Consider the following 20,990-nt stretch of genomic DNA (forward strand, 5'->3'; position numbering starts at 1 on the left):
CAAGGAAATCGCCATGGAAGCCAGACTGATCAGTCTCCCCCTCGTGCAAGTGGCCCGGCTGCTGGGCCTGGTCAGAAGCGTCGAACCAGTTGAACTGCAGGACAACAGGGAATGGGGCCTGCTGATCCGTGGCCGGGGATTCACCCGGCTGCTGGAGCAGGAGCTGCTGTACGCGCCGAACCTGATCCGGCCGGTCGGCTGGTCGACGCCGCGACCGATCACATTCCGAGGTAGGAAAGCGGCGGCGACCTATGCCCAGCACATCGGGCTTCTCCCGAGACAGAAGGCATGGTCCGTGTCGGCGAGCGAGTAGTTCGGCCAGTCGCAACGAGGAGACCTTTGCCTGTGTACTAGCGCAGTTGCTGGTCCATGTTCGTGTGGGCCATGCCCCACATGCACCCATATCGCTCCACAGGAACGAAGGTTTGCACTTTGCACAGTGACGCCGTAGCTTTCGCAGCAAGTACTGCCCGCGAACCTGGCGCATAACCCAGGCCTTCAACTTCCCGGCTTTGTGCCGGGATCATCGAACCGGACAGCAGCGCCTCGCGCCTCCTGTCCTGATCCACTGAACGGCATTGGGCACCGCTATGCCTGCCCGACTTGCCATCAAAGAATGCGCCCATGCTCCGGCCACGCCGGCTGAAAGGCGCATATCGACCGTGCAATCAGTGCCATCGCAGCACCGGTGGCTACGCCGCGCACATCACTTCGCAGTGCGAATCGCGAGAGTGACGCAGCGGCACTGCAGCCGGAAGGCCGCCAGAACAAAAGCTTCGGCGCCCAACCGTGTCAGTGACACCACGAATCGCGCCGGCTCAGCACGTCACCGTGCGACATCCATGCTCGACATCAACGATCCATGCACACCAGACCTGCCTTCCCGAGGTCGCCCTAGTAGCCGCAACTGCGGCGCCATTGCTCGAAGCAGTTCGAGCGATCCGGCAGGGCCCGTTACTCACCGGTTTCTGTAGCCGCGCTGAGGGCTGATGTGCACGCGGGAAGTATCCCGCACTCCAAAGCCGTCAGCGCGGCAACAACCCCGGAGAGCAATCCATGAGCAGAAAGACCGAGTTCCAGGCTTCGATCGTCGCCGTCATGGCGCGACTGGGCGGATCCCACCTGACCCGCGAGGCCAGGGAGCGGACCGCCGCCAAGTTTTCAACGCTGATGTTCGACGCGGGCTTCACGCATCTTGCGCATCCCACCGACATCAACGGCAAGCATTTGCGGGCCTATGTTGCGGCCCGGCAGGCCGAGTCCCCGGGCGCTCGAACCCTCCAGAACGAGCTCGCACACCTGCGCAGCGTTCTCAGGAGCGCCGGAAAGCAGGCAATGGCCAACGCTCCCGAGTTGAGCAACGAGGCACTCGGGATCAACGGCGGCTCGCGCCTTGGAACCAAGACGGCCATATCCAGTGAGGACTTTCGGACGTTCACCGAACGCGCTGAGCGCCAGAGCCGTCCCGGCATGGCCGCGCTGCTGCGCCTGGAACGGCACCTTGGCTTGCGCGGCAATGAAGCCATCCATGCAAGGGAAGACACATTGCGCCGCTGGGAGCGCGAGCTCCAGGCTGATGGCCGGATCACCGTACTTGCAGGAACTAAGGGCGGTCGCCCCAGGACCGTAGATGTGTTTGACAGGACAAATGCTTCGGCAGCGATTTCGTCGGCGCTCGCAGTGTGCACGAATCAAGGCGGATTCCTGGTGATCCGCGCCGATGGATCACCCGCAGGCGGACTAAAGCAGGCGCGTCGCATCTACCATTCCTGGGCGCACCGGAACGGCATCCAGCCTCACTCGGCGCGTTATGCGTTCGCTCGGGATCAACTGGATGGCTACCTCTCCCGGGGCTATTCGTCCCGGGAAGCGCTGATGGCCGTGAGCCACGATCTCGGCCATGGCGATGGCCGGGGCCGCTGGGTCAAGAGTGTCTACATGCGATGAGACGGACCGAAGATGCCCTACTCCTACCAAGGTGCCCCGGCAGAGCAGAGGGCATCTTCGGCAAATGGAGGGCATCTTGGCAGGATCAATCTGGTGCCAGATTCTGGATGAGATGAGGACGCCACTGCTCGACCAGCGCTTCGAATGCGTCTCGATATCCAAATTCATCCGGGTAGCAGTGAAGATCGGCGGCCATCTGGACAACCATGAGCATGTCCTCGCGAATCTCCGCATCAACGGCCCAGAAATCCGTCAGGTCGAACCCGCCACATGTCGTGGCGTTCCACCAGGCCAGAAGAAAGCTGGCTGACCTCCTGCTCTGGCCAGTATCGTTCCGGGCAACATGGATGAGGCGTTCCAGGGCAGCTTGTTGTTCGGCTCTCATGCGCTTACCTCCTCGTCAAAGTGACCAGATCCAGCCGTCGCGTACGCCCGCCTTGTCAGTGCGAACGCCCAGCTTCTCGCGTGCCCGACGGAGCGTCTTGGGCGTGAAACCGTGTTCTTCAGCTGCCCTCATGACATCACTGGCCTTGACGCCAGCACTGGACAAGACAATGCCAAGCCACTCCATGCAGTCTTCGGTGGCCGTGCGTTGCTCGTCCGAACCGGACCTCAAAATCTCGTCGGCCGTCTGCTGCACCGGATCCGACGACCATTCGACATACGGGACATTTTCTTCCGTCGTGCGCAGTGAATAGCCGATGCCGTGGGTGTCTGGTCCAAGATTGTTCTTGATCGGCAGCAGCAGACGGCGTTCGGGCGCATCGTCGGACTTGGCCAGCAGGTACACCGAGCGGGCGGCGGCCACGAATGCGAGCGATCCGGAGGAGCGATAGATCGCCGCGGTCTGCCCTTTGTTCAGGTGTGAAACCCCTATCACGGCAACGCCACGCTTGGCTGCAAGCGCGGACATCGGCGCCAACACTCCCCGAACGTCAGCATTCTTGTGCGAATCCACTCCCGCCAGATAGGCACTGATCGGATCGATCACGACCACACGCACATCCGGGTGCCGGTCGATAAAATCATCGACGGCCTCGACATCGCCGAGATTGAACGACCTCGTGCCGCCCCGCTGCACATCAGATACGGCTTCGAGAAAGTGAATCCGTTCGACGGCTGCACCAGCTGCATCCAGGCGCGGTCGTGTTGTATCGGCCGGATCATCCTCCGCGTTCACCAGCAGGACTTCACCCGCAGGACAATAGGACTGATCTGGCCAGCTACGCCCACACGAGACATGCGCTGCCATACAGGCGGTCAGCGTGCTCTTGCTGAGGCCCGGATCGCCTACGATCATGCTGAACTTTCCGAGGGCGAAGTGCGGCTCCCAAAGCCAAGCAATTGGTTTTGGCTCTACATCTGAGGCCCGCGTGGACGTAATTCTGGGGACGATGGGCGAGATTGGCGCTGGTGAGGCAACGACGATCCTGGTCATGACATCAGCACACCTGCCCGGTAAACGTTCAACCATTCGGGCTTGTGTTCTATCGCCGCGTAACGGACACCATCCCGGACGAGTGCCTGAGCAAGCAAAATCTTGTTGCGATAGTCGGAATGATTGGTCGTTGGCCAGCATACGACCAATGCTTCCACCGCAGGCCATCGCAGGTCACATGGATCAGTTTCTGCAGGCAGCACCAATGCTGACCCTGCGCCATGTACGGCACGACGATGCTTTGCCTTTTCCCAGCAATCCGTTCCTGCGTAGAGGTAGACATTCGGCTGGATTCCGGCCAACAGCAACAACTCGATCTCGCTGCAGAATGGCGCCCTATGCAACCCCTGACGAGTCACTGCATCGATCTCGATGGCAGTAGTCGTGCGATCCGATGCACTCATTCCGAAGAATTCCTATGACTCCGCATGATGCGATCCTGGATCCAAATCTCGACGTCCCGCTCGACCCATGCGGTTGCTCGTCGACTCAGCTTCACAGCACTTGGAAACGCAGAGTCGCCGATCAATCGATGAATCTGCGATTTTGAGAGTCCGGTTCGCCTACAAACCTCGCCAATCCTGAGCATCGTGGTGTATTGCTGCTGCATGGTTTATCTCCATGACCAATGTGGCCGCTTGCCACGGCCAGGGCAATTCCTGGACGCATGGGGACGTTATGAATTTTGCTACCCGCTGCCAATCGCTTAAACGGCGGGCTTGCGAACAGTTATCCGATTGCTTTTCGTGTCGCTTCGTGCTTGCCACACCTCATCCCGCTCGAAACGATCTCACACACGCGGGATGCCGTAAGGGAGCTCGACTCGCATGCAGCATCTTTCGCGTGATCTTGGATAGCCCTCACCACGATCGCTGTTTCCTCAGGCATGTTCGTACTGAAGATCCTGCAGAGGTGACCATGGACTCCACGAATTACGAAGGCCCACTGCTCATCTACATCTTCCGGCTTGTGAAACAGATGCGGCTCATCAGCCATCGCACGAACGCCATCCTGTAATGCCCAAAGTAGCGGCTCAAATCCATCCTTGATCGACCTTCTCAACCAGTTATCCGTTTCTTCTTTGTGTAGATTCATCACGGTCGCGATCGCTTGCTCACTGGTTCTGGATTCATCAGAAACCAAAGAGCGTCTGAGATTCTCCCTACTGAAGTCCCTGGCGCCGTTCGCATCAGGCACGACCAACTTGGCCCAGGTTTCCCTTGTTCCCGCCCGCCGCTCCAGCACATTCGTCATCGCGAGCACGGCATCGGTCCATACCGGCGCAAGGACATCGCTTTCCCATGATTCGAATATCGCCCCCATGGCGTCGTCGAACGCGAGATCGATGGGCTGCGGCAGCCCAAAGTCGCTGTCTCGGAGGCCCCTGACTTCTTCGGCTAGATCAGCGCACAACTGATCTATGCGTGCGATTTTTTTCCGGCGCGCCTTTCTGCTCATAAGTTCCGCTCTGTGTGGCCCACGCAGAAGCCCGCCAAGCGTGATCACCAGAGAGGCTGCCGGACCGAGGTTCGGATACTCCAGAGTCGACCCTTTCAGTAGCTGCCAGACGCGATCCATCTCAGGCGATTCGAGTAGCGCCTGATGCACGCCAGGGTCCGCGGTCGACAGGCCCGACTGAGTCAGATCGTCGATCACCCATTTGCGAAGCTCTGCTCTGTCCAACCGAGTCATCTTCCTTGCCATGCGATTACTCCTCCGGGCGTCTGCGGTGCGGCTTGGAGTACGATGGATGTGTCTGGGTCGATATGTAAGTGGACGAATTCCGCTGTCCTGTGTGGACGCGCAGCCCTACCGAGTCGATCTGGGGGTACGGGTGGGGGTATCAAAACCAGCTGCCTGACACGAAATCCAATTGAATCAACTGGATATCGAGATCATGAAAATCGCCAGCTGGAACGTCAATTCGCTGAATGTGCGCCTGCCGCACCTGGAGCAGTGGCTCAAGGAGTTCGCGCCGGACGTGGTCGGGTTGCAGGAGACCAAGCTTGAAGACCACCGCTTCCCCGATGCGGTGCTGGCCGGGCTGGGTTACCGCAGCGTGTTCGCCGGTCAGAAGACCTACAACGGGGTGGCGATCCTCGCCCGCGAGCGCGACATCGATCAGGTGCAGATCGGCATTCCCGGTTTCGAAGACGAGCAGAAGCGGGTGATCGCTGCCACCGTGGGCGATATCCGCATCGTCAACCTGTACGTGGTCAACGGCCAGGACGTGGGCACCGAGAAGTACGACTACAAGCTGCGCTGGCTGGACGCCGTGCACGGCTGGCTGTCCGAGGAACTGAAATCGCATCCGCGACTGGTGGTGCTGGGCGATTTCAACATCGCACCGGACGACCGCGACGTGCACGACCCGGCGCAATGGAATGACGAGCACATTCTGACTTCCACCGCCGAGCGCAATGCGCTCAAGCGCCTGTACGCGCTGGGGCTGCACGACGCCTTCCGCCTGCGCACCGACGAAGGCGGCATCTTCAGCTGGTGGGATTACCGCCAGGCCGGCTTTCGCCGCAACCTGGGGCTGCGCATCGACCTGAACCTGGTTTCGGACGCCTTGCGCGAACGTATCGCCGATGCCGGCATCGACCGCGAGCCGCGCACCTGGGACCGCCCCAGCGACCACGCGCCGGCATGGGTGCAACTGGCCGGCTCGGACTGATTCTGCGAAACGGCCGGCATGCCCATTGTCGTCGCGCGCTACTTCGATCCCCTGGAAGCCCGGATCGTCTGCGCTCGGTTGCAAGCCGAAGACATCCCCGCCTTTCTTGCCGGCGACCAGCACTCATTGGCCGACCGGCCGATCTCGATTGCCCTGGGCGGCTCCCGCGTACTGGTGCCGACATCATTCGCCACCCGCGCGACCGAAGTGGTTGCCGCTTACGCCGACGGTTCGCTCGCACGCGACCTGGAGCAGGTGGAACCCGAAACAGGCCCATGCTGCCCGACCTGCGATCGTCAGGGCGTGTCGTCGTCGCCGACCTTGGCATCGCGGCTGTTCGTCGTCCTGTTGTTTCTCTGGACTCTGGTTCCGGTGCCGCCGCCGGCTTCACGATTGGCCTGTCGCAATTGTGGCCGGAATGATTTGCCCATCACCTGATTGCCGCTACAGGATTGATTCGCAAACAAAAAGGGCCCGGCGAATGCCGGGCCCCGGTTTGCCACGGACCTTGGGTGCGTCTCGATCAGCGCACGCGGCCGCAGCGGAAAACCGATTCGATCACCGCGCCTTGCCGCGGGTGAACAGGTTGACGATCAGCAACAGCACCACGGCGCCGACCAGGGCGGTGACCAGATAACCGATCCATCCGCTCAGTGCGACCCCGACCATCGGCAGCAGCCAGCCGCCGAGCAGGCCGCCGATGATGCCCACGATCACGTTGAGAATGATCCCCTGTGACGCATCGCGCTTCATGATGATGCTGGCGAGCCAGCCGGCAATGCCGCCCACGATCAACTGGATGATGAAATGCATGCAGATTTTCCTTCTGTCCGGGTGGATGTACGGCGAGGCTTCCCCCGCCACTTGCATCTCCTGGTGGGGCCTTCGTCCTTCGCCGCGCAGTGATAGCGCAGGCGCGCGACGGATGCACGCGGCCCTGCAACACGCTGATCTCGGCGCTGGGCTAAAGTGATTCCATGTCTTCTGTAACCGGGCCCACAGCACCGCCGCGCACCTGGCTGCTGCCGTATCTGCGTGGCGCGACCAGCGAAACCCTGGTACGGCCACTGCTGTCCGAGGCGCTCGGGCAGCCGCTCGATGCCTTGCCGCGCGACGATCGCGGCCGGCCGCAGTTGCAGACGCTGGCCGGCGGCTACGACGCCAACTGGAGCCACAGCGGCGATGCCCTGCTGCTGGCGCTGGGCCGCGACGTGCGGGTCGGTGTGGACATCGAATTGCTGCGCCCGCGACCGCGGGCGATGGAGCTGGCGCGGCGCTTCTTCCATCGCGACGAAGCCGCCTGGCTGCAGTCGCTGGCCGATGCGGCGCGGCGCGAACGCGAATTCGTGCGCCTGTGGTGCGCCAAGGAAGCCGTGCTGAAGGCGCATGGCCACGGAGTGTCGTTCGGCCTTGATCGATTGGTGTTCGTCGATGGCGACGACGGCCTGCGACTGGTCGCCAGCGACCCGGCGCTGGGCACGCCGGAACAATGGCAGCTGCAACAGTGGCAGCCGCGCGCGGGCTATCTGGCCGCGTTGGCTTGGCGCACGCCGGCATGAATGCCGACGGCAGCGATAATGGCGCCGTGAACGAGGACACCTTCCCCCCGGAACTGCACGACGACCTGCGTCGCGGACTGACAGCGTTGGCACTGGACGCCGATGCGCTGGCGCCGCCGCTGCTGGCCTATCTGGACCTGCTGCTGCGCTGGAACCGCACCTACAACCTGACCGCGATCCGCGACCCGCGGCAGATGGTGACCCTGCACCTGCTCGATTCGCTGGCCATGCACCCGCATGTGCCGGGCGGACGACTGGCCGACCTGGGCACCGGCCCCGGCCTGCCGGGCATCCCGCTGGCGATCGCCCGGCCGGACCTGCAGGTGACCCTGGTCGAAAGCAATGGCAAGAAGGCGCGTTTCCTGCGCGAGGCCGTGCGCAGCCTGTGCCTGGACAATGCGCGAGTGGCGCAGAGCCGCGCCGAGGCGCTGGACGAAGCCGCCGCCTACGACGCCATCACCGCCCGTGCGCTCGACACCCTGCCCGGCATCCTCGCCGTCGGCAGCCATCTGCTGGCCCCGCAGGGCCGCCTGCTGGCGATGAAGGGCGCGGCGCCGGATGCCGAAATCGCCGCCCTGCCGCCGGGCTGGCACACCGAGGCCGTGCACCGGCTCGCGGTACCCGGACTGGACGCCGATCGCCACCTCGTGGTCGTCGCTCGCGACGCAATCCCGCATAATTCCCGGTCCTGATCCCTTCCCAAGGCAGCCCCGCATGGCCCGCATCATCGCCATCGCCAACCAGAAAGGCGGCGTCGGCAAGACCACCACGGCGGTCAACCTGGCCGCCGCGCTGGCCCGCGCGCCCAAGCGGGTGCTGCTGGTCGACCTGGATGCGCAGGGCAATGCCACCATGGGCAGCGGCATCGACAAGCGCGAGCTGGGCGCCTCCACCTGCGATGTGCTGCTGGGCGAAAGCGACGCCCGCGCCGCCATCGTGCGCACGCCGGAGGAATTCGACCTGCTGCCCGGCAACATCGACCTGACCGCCGCCGAAGTGCGGCTGATGGACGCCCAAGGCCGCGAATCGCGGCTGAAGCAGGCGCTGGACCCGCTGCGGCCGGACTACGACTTCATCCTCATCGACTGCCCGCCGGCACTGTCGGTGCTGACCCTGAACGCGCTGACCGCCGCCGATTCGGTACTGGTGCCGATGCAGTGCGAGTACTACGCGCTGGAAGGCCTCAGCGCCCTGCTGGAAACCATCGAGGCGCTCAGGCTGCGGCTGAACCCGGCGCTGGAGATCGAAGGCGTGCTGCGCACCATGTTCGACGTGCGCAACAACCTGGCCAACGCGGTCTCGGCCGAGCTGACGCAACATTTTGGTGACACGGTGTTCCGTACCATCGTCCCGCGCAACGTGCGCGTGGCCGAAGCCCCCAGCCACGGCCAGAGCATCGTCGGCTACGACAAGTCCTCGCGCGGCGGCGTCGCCTACCTGGGCCTGGCCGGAGAAATCCTCCGCCGGCAGCAGGAGCGGCTCCGCCCCGCCGCCAGAGCAAAGGAGTACGTGTAAATGTCCGCTGCCAAGAAGCGCGGCCTGGGCCGCGGCCTGGAAGCCCTGCTCGGCCCCAAGGCCGCCGAAACCGCGCCGCCGGAAGCGCAGCCGGGCGAAGCCCTGCGCTCGTTGCCGGTCAAGCAACTGCAGCCGGGCCGCTACCAGCCGCGGGTGCGGATGGACCCGGCCAAGCTGGACGAACTGGCCGAATCGATCAAGGCGCAGGGCGTGATCCAGCCGATCGTGGTGCGCGAACTGGAAGCGGGCCCGAATTCCAAGAGCATGTTCGAGATCGTCGCCGGCGAGCGCCGCTGGCGCGCCTCGCAACAGGCCGGTCTGGCCGAAGTGCCGGTGGTGGTGCGCAAGCTCGACGACCGCACCGTCATCGCCATGGCGCTGATCGAGAACATCCAGCGCGAAGACCTCAACCCGCTGGAAGAAGCGCAATCGCTGCAGCGGCTGATCGGCGAGTTCTCGCTGACCCACGCCGAGGCCGCCGAAGCGGTCGGACGCTCGCGCGCCGCGGTATCCAACCTGCTGCGCCTGCTCGACCTGCCGCCGGCAATCCGCGCCCTGGTCGAGGCGCGCCGGATCGAAATGGGCCACGCCCGCGCCCTGCTGACCCTGTCGCCGGAACTGGCCAGCAAACTGGCCGCCGAAGCCGCCGAACAGGGCTGGTCGGTACGCGAGGTGGAACACCGCGCCCAGCAGTTCGCCGCCGGCAAGCTGCCCGGCAGCAAGAAAGCCAAGCCCGGCAGGAAGGCCGAACCGCAGGCCGATATCACTGCGCTGGAAAACGAACTGTCCGAATCGCTCGGCACCAAGGTGGTGTTCAACCACGGCCGCAACAACAAGGGCAAGTTGGTCATCCACTACACCGACCTGGACACCCTGGACGGCGTGCTGGAGCGATTGCGCGGCAAGGCCGGCTGAGCGAGGCATGGCCGCATGCCATGAAAGCCCACCGCCCATGGCACCAGCACCACCCCTCCCCTTGTTGCTGCAAACGGTCATCGGAAAGCCGATCCCCTTCCATCAACTTCAAGTTGCGGAAAACCGGCGCGTGACCAAGGCGTCACCGATTGCTCAGCCGTGCTGTTGGCAACTGCAGTAACGACAGGAACATCCAGATATCGGCTTGAATGGAATGCGTCGAATCGCCCCGCTACTGATGCTCGCCATTCTCGTCACCTCAATTGCGGGGGTAGTCGTCGTACGCTGGCAAGAATGGGCTCCATCTTCTCTTGTAGTGCGTTCGGTCCTGATCTCGATTTATCTGGGGTGGCTTGGCTGGGAAGGCACGATCAGTCTGCGGGACGCACAGCGCCCCGCACCAGATTCCGATCGGTTCACCAACGAGGTTTATGCGCTGGCACATGGAGCAACCATCCTCGGCACCCTCTGGTTTGCAGAAGCGGAGACGTCCCGAACATTGATCTTGGTTGGAACCATGGTTTTCCTGCTTGGCATCTCGTTGCGCGTTGTCGCAATACGTACGCTTGGAGCCATGTACTCGCATCGCGCCCGACTCACGAACAAACATGAACTCGTGACCCGGGGGCCCTATCGATGGATCAGACACCCCGCCTATTCCGCGATGCTCACGATCCATCTCGGAGCAAGCCTTGCGTTCTCGAGCCCCGCCGGTGGCATCCTGACAATCAGCTTGCTGCTTCCGGCGATCATCTGGCGCATCGTGGTCGAAGAGAAGCTGCTTCGGCAGATTCGCGGATATGAGGACTACTGCCTGAGAACTGCACGACTGATCCCCCGGGTCTGGTGACGCGTCTCCCTTTCGACGACCCCAACTCCCCCATACCGATCCTCTGCAGTCTCCATAGGGCGAACCCTGGCCCGCCGCATGCCATCCCGCTTCAAACCGCAAGACGCAGCCAAAGCCCGCCCTGCGACATGACGTTGCCGGATTGCTCCTACGGGAGCCAGCGACTCTTTCATGTCGACACCGCCTCACGGCACGATATTGTTCGAGAATCAAGCAGCACAAGGTCACTGCGACCTTGCCGCCCTCCCACGCATCCATCCCGTCGCGCAGCCAATCGCGCCGACCAGGATGAGCGCCAGGGGGATGGCGCCGGGCTCGTCTTCGACGACGATCATCATCGCCAGCAGCGCCAGTCCGAGGGCGCCGATCAGCGCCGACGCGATCATCTGGATTTTCGAGTTCATGCAACCCTCCACGGGCTGTCACGGGCCTTGGCATCGCAAACCTGGCAGCTGCCGGTGAAGCGGGCATGAAGTCCCGACGCGCCAGCCAAGCGCGGTGGCACACCCCGCGCTTGCTCCGGATCAATCCCCGGTCATGTTCTTGCGCTTACCATGGCGCATCCCCACCCACGCGGACCGCCGTGTGAGCACCTATCGCCTCAGGTCGATCTTCCAACCCCGCGCCGTGGCCGTGGTCGGCGGCAGTCCGCGACCGCGCTCGGCCGGGCGCGCGGTGGCGCGCAACCTGCGCGAATCCGGCTTCACCGGCCAGCTGGGCTGGGTCTGCCCGCGCCACTCGCGGATCGACGGCATCGCCACCGTCGGGCGGCTGGGCGAACTGGGCTGGGTGCCGGACCTGATCGTGGTCACCACGCCGGCGGCGATCGTGCCGAAGGTGATCGCCGAGGCCTGCGAACTGGGCGTGGCCGCGGCGATCATCCTGACCGCCGGGCTGGGTCAGGGACCGAAATCCCTATTGGCCGCGATCGAGGCCAGCGCGCGCGAACACGGCATGCGCATCCTCGGGCCGCATTGTCTGGGGGTGATCGCCCCGCACGCCCGGCTCAACGCCAGCATCGCCGCGCATTCGCCGCAGCCGGGCGACCTAGCCCTGGTGTCCGAATCCAGCGCCATCGCCGCGGCCTTGGTCGAATGGGGGGTATCGCGCACGGTCGGCTTTTCCGCGGTGGTCGCGCTGGGCGATTCGCTGGACGTGGATTTCGCCGACCTGCTGGACTACTTCGCCACCGACCGCCATACCCGCGCGATCCTGCTGTACGTGGAAAACATCCGCGACGCGCGCAAGTTCATGTCGGCCGCGCGTGCGGCCGCGCGCGCCAAGCCGGTAGTGGTGGTCAAGTCCGGCCGCCGCGCGCCGCCGCAGAGCATCGGCGAGATCGGCATCCGTGCGCTGGCGCCTTCCGACGCGGTGTACGCCGCCGCGTTCCGCCGCGCCGGCCTGTTGCAGGTGGGCGCGCTGGACGAACTGTTCACCGCCGCCGAAACCCTGGGCCGGCTGCACACTTTTCCCGGCCGCCGGCTCGGCATCCTCGGCAACGGCGGCGGGGTGGGCCTGCTGGCGTTGGACCAGTTGGTGCAACTGGGCGGCACCCCGGCCGAGCTTTCCGCCGATACCGCCAGGCAGCTCGACCGCCTGCTGCCGGAAGGCTGGTCGCACGGCAACCCGGTCGACATCGTCGTCGATGCCGACGGCGAACGTTACGCCCACGCGGTGGAAGCCGTGCTGGCCGACCCCGGCTGCGATGCCCTGCTGGTGATCAACGTGCCAACCGCGTTCACATCTTCGGCCGAAACCGGTCAGGCGCTGACCCGCAGCCTGGGCAAATCGCCGCGCCCCGGTGGCGGCAAGCCGGTGTTCGCGGTCTGGCTGGGACAGGACGACGCCACCCAAGCCGCGTTCCGCGCCGCGCGCGTGCCCAGCTATGCCACCGAGACCGACGCCGTGCACGGTTTCATGCACCTGGTCCGCTACCGCGAGGCGCAGCAGGCGCTGATGGAAACCCCGCCCAGCCTGCCGGAAGATTTCGTCGTCGATGCCGCCGCCGCGCGCGCCATCGTCCAGCGCGCACTGGCCGCCGGCGAACGCCAGCTGGCGCCGGAGCACACCGCCGCCGTGCTAGCCGCCTACGGCATCGCGCTGGCGCCGCTGACCCCGGTGGCCGCCGCCCATGACGACGATGCCACCGCCCTGAGCGCCGCGGTGGCCGCCGCACCGATGCTGGCCGCCGGACACACGATGGCGGTGAAGATCGATTCGCCCGACATTGCGTACAAATCGGCGGTCAACGGCGTGCGCCTGAACCTGGCCAGCGCACAGGCCGTGCACGACGCCGCCCGCGACGTGCTGCAGCAGGTGCGCGAACGGCGTCCCGACGCGCGCATCCGCGGCCTGGTGGTGCAGCCGATGCTGCTGCGGCCGGAAAGCCGTGAACTGATCGCCGGGATCGCCGACGATCCGGTATTCGGCCCGGCCATCGTGTTCGGCCGCGGCGGCACCGCGGTGCGGGTGATCGAGGACGTGGCGCTGACACTGCCGCCGCTGGACCTGCGCCTGGCTCGCGAACTGATCGAGCGTACCCGCATCTCGCGCCGCTTGAAGGCCTATCGCGGGGTCGAGGCCGCCGACGAGGGCGAGATCGCCCTGATCCTGGTCAAGCTGGCGCAGCTGGCCGCCGATATCCCGGAGATCCAGCAGCTGAGTCTGAACCCGCTGCTGGCTGACCGCCATGGCGCGACCGCGGTCGATGCACGCATCGTCGTCGGCCCGCTGACGACCCTGCACAAGGGGCGCGGCCATCCGCGCATGGCGATCTTCCCGTATCCGAAGGAATGGGAGCGCGAGGTGGAACTGATGGACGGCTCGATCGCCTTCGTGCGTCCGGTGCGGCCCGAGGACGATGCGCTGTTCCGCGAATTCTTCACCCACGTCAGCGACGACGACCTGCGGCTGCGTTTCTTCCAGTCGGTCAAGCACTTCAGCCACGAATTCATCGCCCGCCTGACCCAGCTCGACTACGCCCGCTCGATCGCGCTGGTGGCACTGGACCAGCATGGCCGGATGCTGGGTGCGGTGCGCCTTCACGCCGACGCCGACTACGCTGCTGGCGAGTACGGCATCCTGGTGCGCTCGGACCTGAAGGGTCATGGCGTCGGCTGGAAGCTGATGAAGATCATGATCGAATACGCCGCCTGGCTGGGTCTGCGCGAAGTCGACGGCCAGGTCCTGCGCGAGAATCGCAACATGCTGGCGATGTGCGAACAGCTCGGCTTCCGCATCAGCGCCGACCCGGACGAACCGACGCTGATGAACGTGCGGCTGCCGGTGGCGCCGCTGGATCCGGCCACCTGAACCCACGGCTGCATGCGGGCCGCGGCGATGCGATGATGTCCGCTTCCACCTTCGCGGATGCGCCGATGAAATTGCCGTTGCCTGCCCTGCTGCTGGCCGCCCTGCTGCCGCTGACTCCCGCCCGTGCCGCCGACAGCGCCACCGACAAGGCGTTCAAGGCCATCTACACCAAGGAATGGCAATGGCGGCAGGCGCAAACCGGCCAGGCCGACGAGGACAGCGACAGCAGCGGCGACAACCGCCACTTGCCCGACGTGGGGCCGCAGGCGCAACAGGCACGGTTGCAGAAATGGAAAGACGTGCTGAAGCAGCTGGACCGTATCGATGCCGGCAAGCTGTCGGCGGACAACAGGGTCAACCTGGCCATCTACCGGCCGCAGATCGAGAACCTGGCCGCCGAAGTGCAGTACGGCGCCTACCAGATGCCATTCAACTCCGACAGTTCGTTCTGGTCCAACCTGGGCTTCATGGCGCGACGGCAGATGGACGATGGCGACGCTTTCGAGGCCTACATCGCCCGCCTCGACGACGTGCCGCGCTACTTCGACCAGCAGATCGACAACATGCGCGCCGGCCTGAAGCGCGGCTTCAGCGTGCCGCACGAAGTGCTGGACGGGCGCGATGCCTCGATCGCCGCCGTGGCCGAATTGCAGGACCCGGAACAGTCGCCGCTGTACGCGCCGTTCAAGCGCATGCCGGCGACGATCCCGGCCGGCGAGCAGCAACGCCTGCGCGCCGCCGGCAGGCAGGCGATCGCCGGTTCGGTGATCCCGGCCTACGCCAGGCTGCTGACCTTCTTCCGCGAGGAATACGTGCCGCAGGCGCGGACCACGCTGGCGGCCGAGGCGATGCCCGACGGCCAGGCCTGGTACCGGCAGCAGATCCGCGAATACACCACGCTCGACCTGTCGCCCGAGGACATCCACGCTGCCGGTGTGGCCGAGGTCGCGCGCATCCAGGCCGAGATGGACACCATCATCGAACAGCTCGGTTTCGAGGGCCGTTCGCCGGACACCCGTTTCGCCGATTTCCTGCAGTTCCTGCGCACCGACCCGCAGTTCTACGCCAAGACCCCGCAGGAACTTCTGAACCGCGCCGCGTGGATCTCCAAGCGGGTGGACGGCGAGGTCGGCAAGTTCATCGGCACCCTGCCGCGCGGCCGCTTCACCATCGTCGAGGTGCCGCCGGACATCGCCCCGTTCTGGACCGCCGGCCGCGGCGGCCTGGGCACCTACTGGCTGAACACCTACAACCTGCCTTCGCGTCCGCTGTACAACCTGCCGGCGCTGACCCTGCACGAATCCTCGCCCGGCCATTCGCTGCAACAGGCGCTGGCGCTGGAGCAGGGCGAGCAGCCGGACTTCCGCCGGCAGAACTACATCTCCGCCTACGGCGAGGGCTGGGCGCTGTACACCGAGAAGCTGGGCAAGGAGATGGGCATCTACGAAACCCCGTACGAGGATTTCGGCCGCCTGACCTACGAGATGTGGCGCGCCTGCCGGCTGGTCATCGACACCGGCGTGCACCACTTCGGCTGGAGCCGCGAGCAGGCGCTGGCCTACCTGCGCGACCGCACCGCGCTGAGCGAGCACGAGATCACCACCGAGGTCGACCGCTACATCTCCTGGCCGGCACAGGCGCTGAGCTACAAGCTGGGCGAGATGGCCATCGTGCGCCTGCGCACCGAGGCGGAGACGGCGCTGGGCGCCGACTTCGACATCAAGGCCTTCCACGACGCCGTGCTCAGCCAGGGCTCGGTGCCGCTGCCGGTGCTGGAGCAGCAGATCCGCGCCTTCATTGCCGACAGCCAGCGCGCCGTGGCGGAAAAGGCCAAGCCCGCACACTGAGCGGGCTCCGAGACAGGGCAACCAGTCTCAGCTGTCGGAGAGATTTACTCCCTCCCCCCGCACACGGGGGAAGGTGCCGACGGCGGATGGAGAGCACCCGCCTTCCACGCCAAGTGCTTGCAGGCAAAGGGGTTCCCTTGCATAATGCGCGGCTCGCTGCGTCCGCCCGGTGCGGATTGGCGGCCGGAAATGCGAGTTCCGGCTTGGGTTTGCAGCGTTTTTGACCACCCGTATCGCATGGCGCAGGCGAAAGCCGGCGTCGGGGCCGCCGTCTCCCGGGCCACGGGCGACAACCGTTACTGATCGAGGTGCACAGATGTCCCGCGTATGCCAAGTTTCCGGCAAGCGTGTGCAGACGGGCAACAACGTCTCCCACGCCAACAACCACACCCGCCGCCGCTTCCTGCCCAACCTGCACGAGCGCCGCTTCTGGGTCGCCAGCGAGAACCGCTGGGTCAAGCTGAAGGTTTCCGCGCACGCTCTGCGCACCATCGACAAGAACGGCATCGACTCCGTCCTGGCCGAGCTGCGCGCGCGCGGCGAGAAGATCTGAGGAGAGACAAGACATGGCAGGCAAGCGCGACAAGATCCGTCTGATTTCCTCGGCCGACACCGGCCACTTCTACACGACGGACAAGAACAAGAAGAACACCCCCGGGAAGATGGAAATGAAGAAGTACGACCCGGTCGTGCGCAAGCACGTGATCTACAAGGAAGGCAAGATCAAGTGAGCCCCGCGTCCGCCCGGCGGACGCCACGACCACTGCTTCGCCGCCGCAAGGCGACCGCTTGATCAAGCACAGGAAACCCGCCGCAAGGCGGGTTTCTTTTTTGTCGCGCCCGCCACAAGGCGGGGTTTCTGTTTACGCGCCCACCCCCGCACCGCGCCCGCGGGCGCGCGCCTGCAGGGCCAGCCAGCACAGCGCGGTGGTGGTGGCGTCGCCGAGCGCGCTGTGGCGGCCCATCACCGGCACTCCGAGCTGTTCGGCGATGTGGGCAAAATCCAGATTGGGGATCGCATCGGGGCGGGCGCGGCGTTCATGTTCGGCGACCGCGTCGGCCAGGTCGATGCGCGCATTGGGCAGGGCGAAGCCGGCGATAGCCTGCACGTGCGGGGCCAGCATCGACAGGTCGAATTGCAGGTAATAGCCGAGCAGAGTGCGGCTGCCCAGCCAGCCCAGGAATTCGCGCACCGCCTGCCGCACCGGCACACCGGCGGCGGCCTCGTCCGGGGTGATGCGGTGGTGACGCGCCGATTCGATGTCGAACTCGCGCTCGGGCCGGACCCGCCGTTCGAAGCGTTCGGACAGGCGCACCTGGCCGTCGCGGATCGGTACTGCGGCCAGGCTGAGGATGTGGTCGCGGGCCGGGTCGAGGCCAGTGGTTTCCAGGTCCAGGCTGACCCATTCGTCCGCCGGTGGCGCGTGCAGCAGCGCCGCCCATTCGCCGTGGCCGTGACGGCGACGCAACCACCAGCGCTGCAGGCGGCGGCCCATCGCTCAGTCGGCCAGCCGGAACACGCGGCCGACATGGCGGCGGAAGTCCTTGACCACCCGCAGCGCATCGCGCAGCAGTTCGTGGTCGAGCCGGCGCAGCTGTTCGACCACGACGAAATTGTCCGGCGTGCGGCCCGCGTCCAGCGCCGCCAGCTGCGCGTCCAGCCGCAGCCGCTGCAGCGCCGACAAGGCCTGCGGCAGATCGCGGTCCAGACCATCGGGCAGCAGCCCACGTTCGGCCAGCACGGCGCAACGCTCGAAGCTGTTGCGGGCGGCGATGCCCTGCTGCAAGGCCAGGCAACGCAATCCGTGCACCACCGGGAAGATGCCGCCCTTCTTCAGGTCGGTGCCGCGCGCCTCGCCACGGACCTGACCGAGCAGGTTCAGCGGGGTGTCGAAGTTCAGGGTGGCTGCGGCGAGGTGATGCAGCAGCATTTCCTCTTCGCCCAGCGCCAGCAACGCGGCGTCCACCGGTTCGAACAGCGCCGGATTGCCGGCCACCGGCCGCGCGTCCAGCGCGATGGCCAAGTCCAGCGAGGCCTGCCCGGCGTATTCGTGCCGCCACTGCAGCGTGCGCTGCCGCCACTGGCTGGCGCTCATCCGCCAGTGCGGATTGCTGACCATGACCTTGCCCGGGCACGGCGGATAGCCGACCTGCTGCAGCGCGTCGCTGAAGGCCTGCATGGCCGCGCCCAGCCCCGGCCAGTCGAGGTCGTCGGCCATCACCAGCGCATTGTCCTGATCGGTTTTCAGCAGCTGCTCGCGCCGTCCCTCGCTGCCCAGCACCAGCAGGCACAGCTTCGGGCGCAGCTCGGCCGGCACCAGCAACTCGAAGATCCGGCCCATGATCCGGCTGTTCAACGCGCTGACCAGCTCCATCAGGTAGGGAATACGCGCACCCTGCGCGTGCAGCGTGCGTACCAGCCGCGGCATCCCGCGGGCAGCGTCGGCGATGTCCTCCAGGCTCTGCGCCCGCGCCAGGCGCAGGCTGATCAAGTGCGAATGGCTGGCGTAGTGGGCCAGCACCTCGGCCATGCCCAGGGTACCGACGATATCGTCGCCATCGGCCACCGCCACCCGTTCGATATGGCGCTCGGTCATGCTGACCAGGGCCTGGAACAGCACGTCGCCGGTACGCACCTGCACCAGCGGCCGGTTGGCCAGCGGACCGACCGGCGATTGCGGCAGGCTGTCGCGCAGGGTCAGCGCTTCGAGCAGGTCGGTGCGGGTAACGATGCCCGGCTGCGGCTGCGCCGGATCGGCGACCAGCAAACAATCCACGCGCTTCTCACGCAGGCGCGCGCTGGCCTCGGCGATGGTGGTGGCGGCCGACACCGTTTCCACCGGCGCCAGCTGCGCATCGCCGACCCGGGTGGCCATCAGTTCGGCCAGTTCGGAACCGCCGCCGGAGGCCATCCGCCCCTTCACCGCCAGGCCTTCGTTGAAATAGGCGGCAAAGGCCGGCGAATCGGCCAGCAGGCGGCGGAACACCTCGGCCGGGATCAGGAAGCACAGGCAGTCGGTTTCGGCGCGGTAGCCGTGGCGGGCGCGACCGGCCATCACCGCCCAGGCGCCGAACACGTCGCCCGGCCCGTAGTCGGAGAAGGCCTGTTCGGCGCCGTCTTCGTCGTCGTAGGCGCGGATGCGGCCCTTGAGAATCACGAAGGCGTGCGGCGAGGGCTGGCCGGCATCGATCACCCGTTCGCCGCTGCGATACAGCGCCAGGTCCACACTGGCGGCCAGCCGCGCGCGACCGGCATCGTCGAGCAGGTCGAACGGCGGCTGGGTCAGGTCGAGGCCGGGCACCGGATCCATGCGCACAGTGTCGCAGCTTGCCGGCACCGATGCGCCGCGACTTTCGCCGCAGGCGCGGCTTGGCGGCACCGGCCGCGGCCGGCAGAATCGGGGCATGCCGCATTCCGAACGCCTCCGCCCACGCCTTTACGGACCCCGCGCATGAGCCTGGGCAGCTGGCTGCTGGCGCTGGACTGGGGCATCCGCCTGGCCGCGCTGTGGTGGATTCCCAGCCGCACCTCGCCGGCCGCCGCGCGCAGCTGGCTGCTGCTGGTCGGTTTCGTGCCGCTGCTGGGCCTGCCGCTGTACCTGCTGTTCGGCCATCCCTGGCTATCGCGCGAACGCGTGCGCCGGCAGCGACTGGCTTCGCAGGTCATCCGCGAGGAACAGGCGCCGCTGCAGGCGCTGCGCTGGACGCCACAGGGGCAGGACGCCGACACCGAGATGGTGCCGCTGCTGGAAACCCTGGGCGACTTCATGGCCACCCACGGCAATGCGGTCGAATTGCTGGACGACTACGCCGGTTCGCTACGGCGGCTGCTGGACGACATCGACGGCGCCCGCGAACGCGTGCACCTGCTGTACTACCTGATGTTCGACGACACCGTCGGCGAGGCGGTAACCGACGCGCTGTGCCGCGCCGCCGCGCGCGGGGTGACCTGCCGGCTGCTGCTGGACGCGGTCGGCGCCAAGCGCGGCCTGCGCCGCTACCGCAAGCGCCTGCGTGCGGCTGGCGTGGAGGTGCACGACATGCTGCCCGGCGGCCTGCGCTGGCGCCGCAGCGGGCGCATGGACCTGCGCAACCACCGCAAGATCGCGGTGATCGACAACTCGGCCGCCTATGTCGGTTCGCAGAACCTGGCCGATCCGGAATTCGTGCCCGGCCATCCCAACCGCGAACTGGTCGCACGCGTGCAGGGGCCGGTGGTCGCGCATCTGGAAGCGGTGTTCGCCAGCGACTGGTACATCGAGACCGGTGATCGCCTGGACGTGTTCCCGACCTCGCCGCTGCAGCACGCCGACAGTGCCGTGCAGCTGCTGCCCAGCGGCCCGGCCTATCCGTTCGCCAATGCCCGCGACACCGTCTGCGCGCTGGCGCACCTGGCCCGGCGCAAGCTGGTGCTGGTCACTCCGTACTTCGTCCCCGACGACGCCACCCTCAGCGCGTTGCGGATCGCCGCGCTGTCCGGGGTGGACGTGCAACTGATCCTGTCGGCCAGCAACAACCAGCGCTGGACCGCCTGGGCGCAGGAATCCTACTACCGCGAGCTGCTGGATGCGGGGGTGAAGATCGCGCTGTACCGTCCGCACTTCCTGCACGCCAAGCACCTGAGCGTGGACGACGAAATGGCGCTGATCGGTTCGATCAACCTAGACATCCGCTCGTTCGCGCTGAACGCCGAAATCGGCCTGCTGTGCTACGACCGCGAGGTGGTGGCGCGCATGCGCGAGATCGAGGCCGACTACCTGGCCGATGCCGAGCAGGTGACGACGGAACGCTGGGAAACGCGCCCGGCCTGGCGCCGCAGCCGCGAAGGCCTGGCGCGGCTGGCCGATTCCTTCATGTAACCGACTTCCGGCGTCGCATCCCGGCGTTGCGTCGATCTACCGATGCATCGGCGCATGCGATCGCGTCTTCT

23 protein-coding genes are annotated in these 20,990 nt (G+C 66.0%); 14 read left to right on the plus strand and 9 right to left on the minus strand.

Translation table 11 applies throughout. From position 1 onward, the window contains the following. The first annotated feature begins 13 nt into the window (after window positions 1–13). Both CSC70_RS01585 and CSC70_RS01590 read left to right on the plus strand, forming a co-directional pair. Window positions 14–313, plus strand: a complete 300-nt coding sequence (locus tag CSC70_RS01585) for a hypothetical protein (protein ID WP_211369387.1) — start codon at window positions 14–16, stop codon at window positions 311–313. Between the two features lie 743 nt (window positions 314–1,056). After that, window positions 1,057–1,947, plus strand: a complete 891-nt coding sequence (locus tag CSC70_RS01590) for an integrase domain-containing protein (protein WP_162454880.1) — start codon at window positions 1,057–1,059, stop codon at window positions 1,945–1,947. A gap of 85 nt (window positions 1,948–2,032) precedes the next feature. Here the strand turns inward: CSC70_RS01590 and CSC70_RS01595 are convergent, their stop codons facing one another. From CSC70_RS01595 to CSC70_RS01615, 5 genes are all read right to left on the minus strand, one after another. Continuing rightward, complete coding sequence (locus CSC70_RS01595) at window positions 2,033–2,332, minus strand: DUF7673 family protein (RefSeq protein WP_162454881.1); 300 nt, start codon at window positions 2,330–2,332, stop codon at window positions 2,033–2,035. A gap of 15 nt (window positions 2,333–2,347) precedes the next feature. After that, window positions 2,348–3,421 carry an AAA family ATPase gene (locus CSC70_RS01600; RefSeq protein ID WP_343038769.1) on the minus strand — a complete coding sequence of 358 codons (1,074 nt, stop codon included), beginning with the start codon at window positions 3,419–3,421 and terminating at the stop codon, window positions 2,348–2,350. Then, entirely contained in the window at window positions 3,382–3,789 is a 408-nt protein-coding gene (locus CSC70_RS01605) for a hypothetical protein (RefSeq protein WP_162454883.1), read from the minus strand. The genes CSC70_RS01600 and CSC70_RS01605 overlap by 40 nt, the downstream gene beginning before the upstream one ends. After that, on the minus strand, window positions 3,786–3,995 hold the full coding sequence (locus tag CSC70_RS14885) for a helix-turn-helix transcriptional regulator (RefSeq protein WP_162454884.1): 210 nt from the start codon (window positions 3,993–3,995) through the stop codon (window positions 3,786–3,788). Before CSC70_RS14885 ends, CSC70_RS01605 begins: the two co-directional genes overlap by 4 nt. Window positions 3,996–4,114: 119 nt before the next feature. Continuing rightward, window positions 4,115–5,089, minus strand: coding sequence for a hypothetical protein (locus tag CSC70_RS01615; RefSeq protein ID WP_162454885.1), 975 nt, complete (start codon window positions 5,087–5,089; stop codon window positions 4,115–4,117). Window positions 5,090–5,282: 193 nt separating this feature from the next. On the opposite strand from CSC70_RS01615, the gene xth reads away from it, so the two are divergent. Together xth and CSC70_RS01625 are read left to right on the plus strand one after the other, a co-directional pair. Next, window positions 5,283–6,062, plus strand: coding sequence for an exodeoxyribonuclease III (xth, locus tag CSC70_RS01620; protein WP_162454886.1), 780 nt, complete (start codon window positions 5,283–5,285; stop codon window positions 6,060–6,062). A gap of 18 nt (window positions 6,063–6,080) precedes the next feature. Next, window positions 6,081–6,500 (plus strand): putative signal transducing protein, encoded by a 420-nt coding sequence (locus CSC70_RS01625; protein ID WP_162454887.1) that lies wholly within the window; start codon window positions 6,081–6,083, stop codon window positions 6,498–6,500. A gap of 120 nt (window positions 6,501–6,620) precedes the next feature. Here the strand turns inward: CSC70_RS01625 and CSC70_RS01630 are convergent, their stop codons facing one another. Further along, a complete protein-coding gene (locus CSC70_RS01630; RefSeq protein WP_162454888.1) occupies window positions 6,621–6,875 on the minus strand; it encodes a GlsB/YeaQ/YmgE family stress response membrane protein in 255 nt (84 codons plus the stop codon). A gap of 164 nt (window positions 6,876–7,039) precedes the next feature. Here CSC70_RS01630 and CSC70_RS01635 point away from each other — a divergent pair, with 164 nt between their 5' ends. From CSC70_RS01635 to CSC70_RS01655, 5 genes are all read left to right on the plus strand, one after another. Next, window positions 7,040–7,621, plus strand: a complete 582-nt coding sequence (locus CSC70_RS01635) for a 4'-phosphopantetheinyl transferase family protein (RefSeq protein ID WP_162454889.1) — start codon at window positions 7,040–7,042, stop codon at window positions 7,619–7,621. Further along, entirely contained in the window at window positions 7,618–8,313 is a 696-nt protein-coding gene (gene rsmG / locus CSC70_RS01640) for a 16S rRNA (guanine(527)-N(7))-methyltransferase RsmG (RefSeq protein ID WP_162454890.1), read from the plus strand. Before CSC70_RS01635 ends, rsmG begins: the two co-directional genes overlap by 4 nt. Before the next feature lie 22 nt (window positions 8,314–8,335). Then, on the plus strand, window positions 8,336–9,136 hold the full coding sequence (locus CSC70_RS01645; RefSeq protein ID WP_162454891.1) for a ParA family protein: 801 nt from the start codon (window positions 8,336–8,338) through the stop codon (window positions 9,134–9,136). Further along, window positions 9,137–10,051, plus strand: a complete 915-nt coding sequence (locus CSC70_RS01650; RefSeq protein WP_162454892.1) for a ParB/RepB/Spo0J family partition protein — start codon at window positions 9,137–9,139, stop codon at window positions 10,049–10,051. It abuts the gene before it with no gap. 214 nt (window positions 10,052–10,265) lie between these two features. After that, complete coding sequence (locus tag CSC70_RS01655; RefSeq protein WP_211369388.1) at window positions 10,266–10,901, plus strand: methyltransferase family protein; 636 nt, start codon at window positions 10,266–10,268, stop codon at window positions 10,899–10,901. Window positions 10,902–11,125: 224 nt separating this feature from the next. On the opposite strand, the gene CSC70_RS01660 is transcribed toward CSC70_RS01655, so the two are convergent. Beyond that, a complete protein-coding gene (locus CSC70_RS01660) occupies window positions 11,126–11,305 on the minus strand; it encodes a hypothetical protein (RefSeq protein ID WP_162454894.1) in 180 nt (59 codons plus the stop codon). A 181-nt stretch (window positions 11,306–11,486) separates the two neighbouring features. Here CSC70_RS01660 and CSC70_RS01665 point away from each other — a divergent pair, with 181 nt between their 5' ends. From CSC70_RS01665 to rpmG, 4 genes are all read left to right on the plus strand, one after another. Beyond that, a complete protein-coding gene (locus tag CSC70_RS01665; RefSeq protein WP_162454895.1) occupies window positions 11,487–14,213 on the plus strand; it encodes a bifunctional acetate--CoA ligase family protein/GNAT family N-acetyltransferase in 2,727 nt (908 codons plus the stop codon). A 65-nt stretch (window positions 14,214–14,278) separates the two neighbouring features. Then, on the plus strand, window positions 14,279–16,060 hold the full coding sequence (locus CSC70_RS01670; RefSeq protein WP_162455317.1) for a DUF885 domain-containing protein: 1,782 nt from the start codon (window positions 14,279–14,281) through the stop codon (window positions 16,058–16,060). Window positions 16,061–16,376: 316 nt separating this feature from the next. Continuing rightward, window positions 16,377–16,613 (plus strand): 50S ribosomal protein L28, encoded by a 237-nt coding sequence (rpmB, locus tag CSC70_RS01675; protein WP_162454896.1) that lies wholly within the window; start codon window positions 16,377–16,379, stop codon window positions 16,611–16,613. A 13-nt stretch (window positions 16,614–16,626) separates the two neighbouring features. Beyond that, complete coding sequence (rpmG, locus tag CSC70_RS01680; protein WP_162454897.1) at window positions 16,627–16,791, plus strand: 50S ribosomal protein L33; 165 nt, start codon at window positions 16,627–16,629, stop codon at window positions 16,789–16,791. A 132-nt stretch (window positions 16,792–16,923) separates the two neighbouring features. On the opposite strand, the gene CSC70_RS01685 is transcribed toward rpmG, so the two are convergent. After that, window positions 16,924–17,556 carry a 3'-5' exonuclease gene (locus CSC70_RS01685; RefSeq protein ID WP_162454898.1) on the minus strand — a complete coding sequence of 211 codons (633 nt, stop codon included), beginning with the start codon at window positions 17,554–17,556 and terminating at the stop codon, window positions 16,924–16,926. 3 nt (window positions 17,557–17,559) lie between these two features. Next, entirely contained in the window at window positions 17,560–19,467 is a 1,908-nt protein-coding gene (locus tag CSC70_RS01690; RefSeq protein WP_162454899.1) for a DUF294 nucleotidyltransferase-like domain-containing protein, read from the minus strand. Window positions 19,468–19,512: 45 nt separating this feature from the next. On the opposite strand from CSC70_RS01690, the gene cls reads away from it, so the two are divergent. Then, window positions 19,513–20,919 carry a cardiolipin synthase gene (gene cls / locus CSC70_RS01695; RefSeq protein WP_162454900.1) on the plus strand — a complete coding sequence of 469 codons (1,407 nt, stop codon included), beginning with the start codon at window positions 19,513–19,515 and terminating at the stop codon, window positions 20,917–20,919. Window positions 20,920–20,990 lie beyond the last annotated feature (71 nt).

The organism is Pseudoxanthomonas kalamensis DSM 18571, assembly GCF_010211745.1.
GTDB lineage: Bacteria > Pseudomonadota > Gammaproteobacteria > Xanthomonadales > Xanthomonadaceae > Pseudoxanthomonas_A > Pseudoxanthomonas_A kalamensis.

Bases quoted from the DNA above. Each gene is read 5' to 3' on its own strand.
- CSC70_RS01655 (WP_211369388.1), top strand. From the start codon at position 10,266: ATGCGTCGAATCGCCCCGCTACTGATGCTCGCCATTCTCGTCACCTCA.
- CSC70_RS01650 (WP_162454892.1), top strand. From the start codon at position 9,137: ATGTCCGCTGCCAAGAAGCGCGGCCTGGGCCGCGGCCTGGAAGCCCTG.
- CSC70_RS01595 (WP_162454881.1), bottom strand. From the start codon at position 2,332: ATGAGAGCCGAACAACAAGCTGCCCTGGAACGCCTCATCCATGTTGCC.
- CSC70_RS01670 (WP_162455317.1), top strand. From the start codon at position 14,279: ATGAAATTGCCGTTGCCTGCCCTGCTGCTGGCCGCCCTGCTGCCGCTG.
- CSC70_RS01585 (WP_211369387.1), top strand. From the start codon at position 14: ATGGAAGCCAGACTGATCAGTCTCCCCCTCGTGCAAGTGGCCCGGCTG.
- CSC70_RS01625 (WP_162454887.1), top strand. From the start codon at position 6,081: ATGCCCATTGTCGTCGCGCGCTACTTCGATCCCCTGGAAGCCCGGATC.
- CSC70_RS01635 (WP_162454889.1), top strand. From the start codon at position 7,040: ATGTCTTCTGTAACCGGGCCCACAGCACCGCCGCGCACCTGGCTGCTG.
- CSC70_RS01590 (WP_162454880.1), top strand. From the start codon at position 1,057: ATGAGCAGAAAGACCGAGTTCCAGGCTTCGATCGTCGCCGTCATGGCG.
- CSC70_RS01630 (WP_162454888.1), bottom strand. From the start codon at position 6,875: ATGCATTTCATCATCCAGTTGATCGTGGGCGGCATTGCCGGCTGGCTC.
- rsmG (WP_162454890.1), top strand. From the start codon at position 7,618: ATGAATGCCGACGGCAGCGATAATGGCGCCGTGAACGAGGACACCTTC.
- rpmB (WP_162454896.1), top strand. From the start codon at position 16,377: ATGTCCCGCGTATGCCAAGTTTCCGGCAAGCGTGTGCAGACGGGCAAC.
- CSC70_RS01605 (WP_162454883.1), bottom strand. From the start codon at position 3,789: ATGAGTGCATCGGATCGCACGACTACTGCCATCGAGATCGATGCAGTG.
- cls (WP_162454900.1), top strand. From the start codon at position 19,513: ATGAGCCTGGGCAGCTGGCTGCTGGCGCTGGACTGGGGCATCCGCCTG.
- xth (WP_162454886.1), top strand. From the start codon at position 5,283: ATGAAAATCGCCAGCTGGAACGTCAATTCGCTGAATGTGCGCCTGCCG.
- rpmG (WP_162454897.1), top strand. From the start codon at position 16,627: ATGGCAGGCAAGCGCGACAAGATCCGTCTGATTTCCTCGGCCGACACC.
- CSC70_RS01685 (WP_162454898.1), bottom strand. From the start codon at position 17,556: ATGGGCCGCCGCCTGCAGCGCTGGTGGTTGCGTCGCCGTCACGGCCAC.
- CSC70_RS01660 (WP_162454894.1), bottom strand. From the start codon at position 11,305: ATGAACTCGAAAATCCAGATGATCGCGTCGGCGCTGATCGGCGCCCTC.
- CSC70_RS14885 (WP_162454884.1), bottom strand. From the start codon at position 3,995: ATGCAGCAGCAATACACCACGATGCTCAGGATTGGCGAGGTTTGTAGG.
- CSC70_RS01600 (WP_343038769.1), bottom strand. From the start codon at position 3,421: ATGGTTGAACGTTTACCGGGCAGGTGTGCTGATGTCATGACCAGGATC.
- CSC70_RS01615 (WP_162454885.1), bottom strand. From the start codon at position 5,089: ATGGCAAGGAAGATGACTCGGTTGGACAGAGCAGAGCTTCGCAAATGG.
- CSC70_RS01645 (WP_162454891.1), top strand. From the start codon at position 8,336: ATGGCCCGCATCATCGCCATCGCCAACCAGAAAGGCGGCGTCGGCAAG.
- CSC70_RS01690 (WP_162454899.1), bottom strand. From the start codon at position 19,467: ATGCCCCGATTCTGCCGGCCGCGGCCGGTGCCGCCAAGCCGCGCCTGC.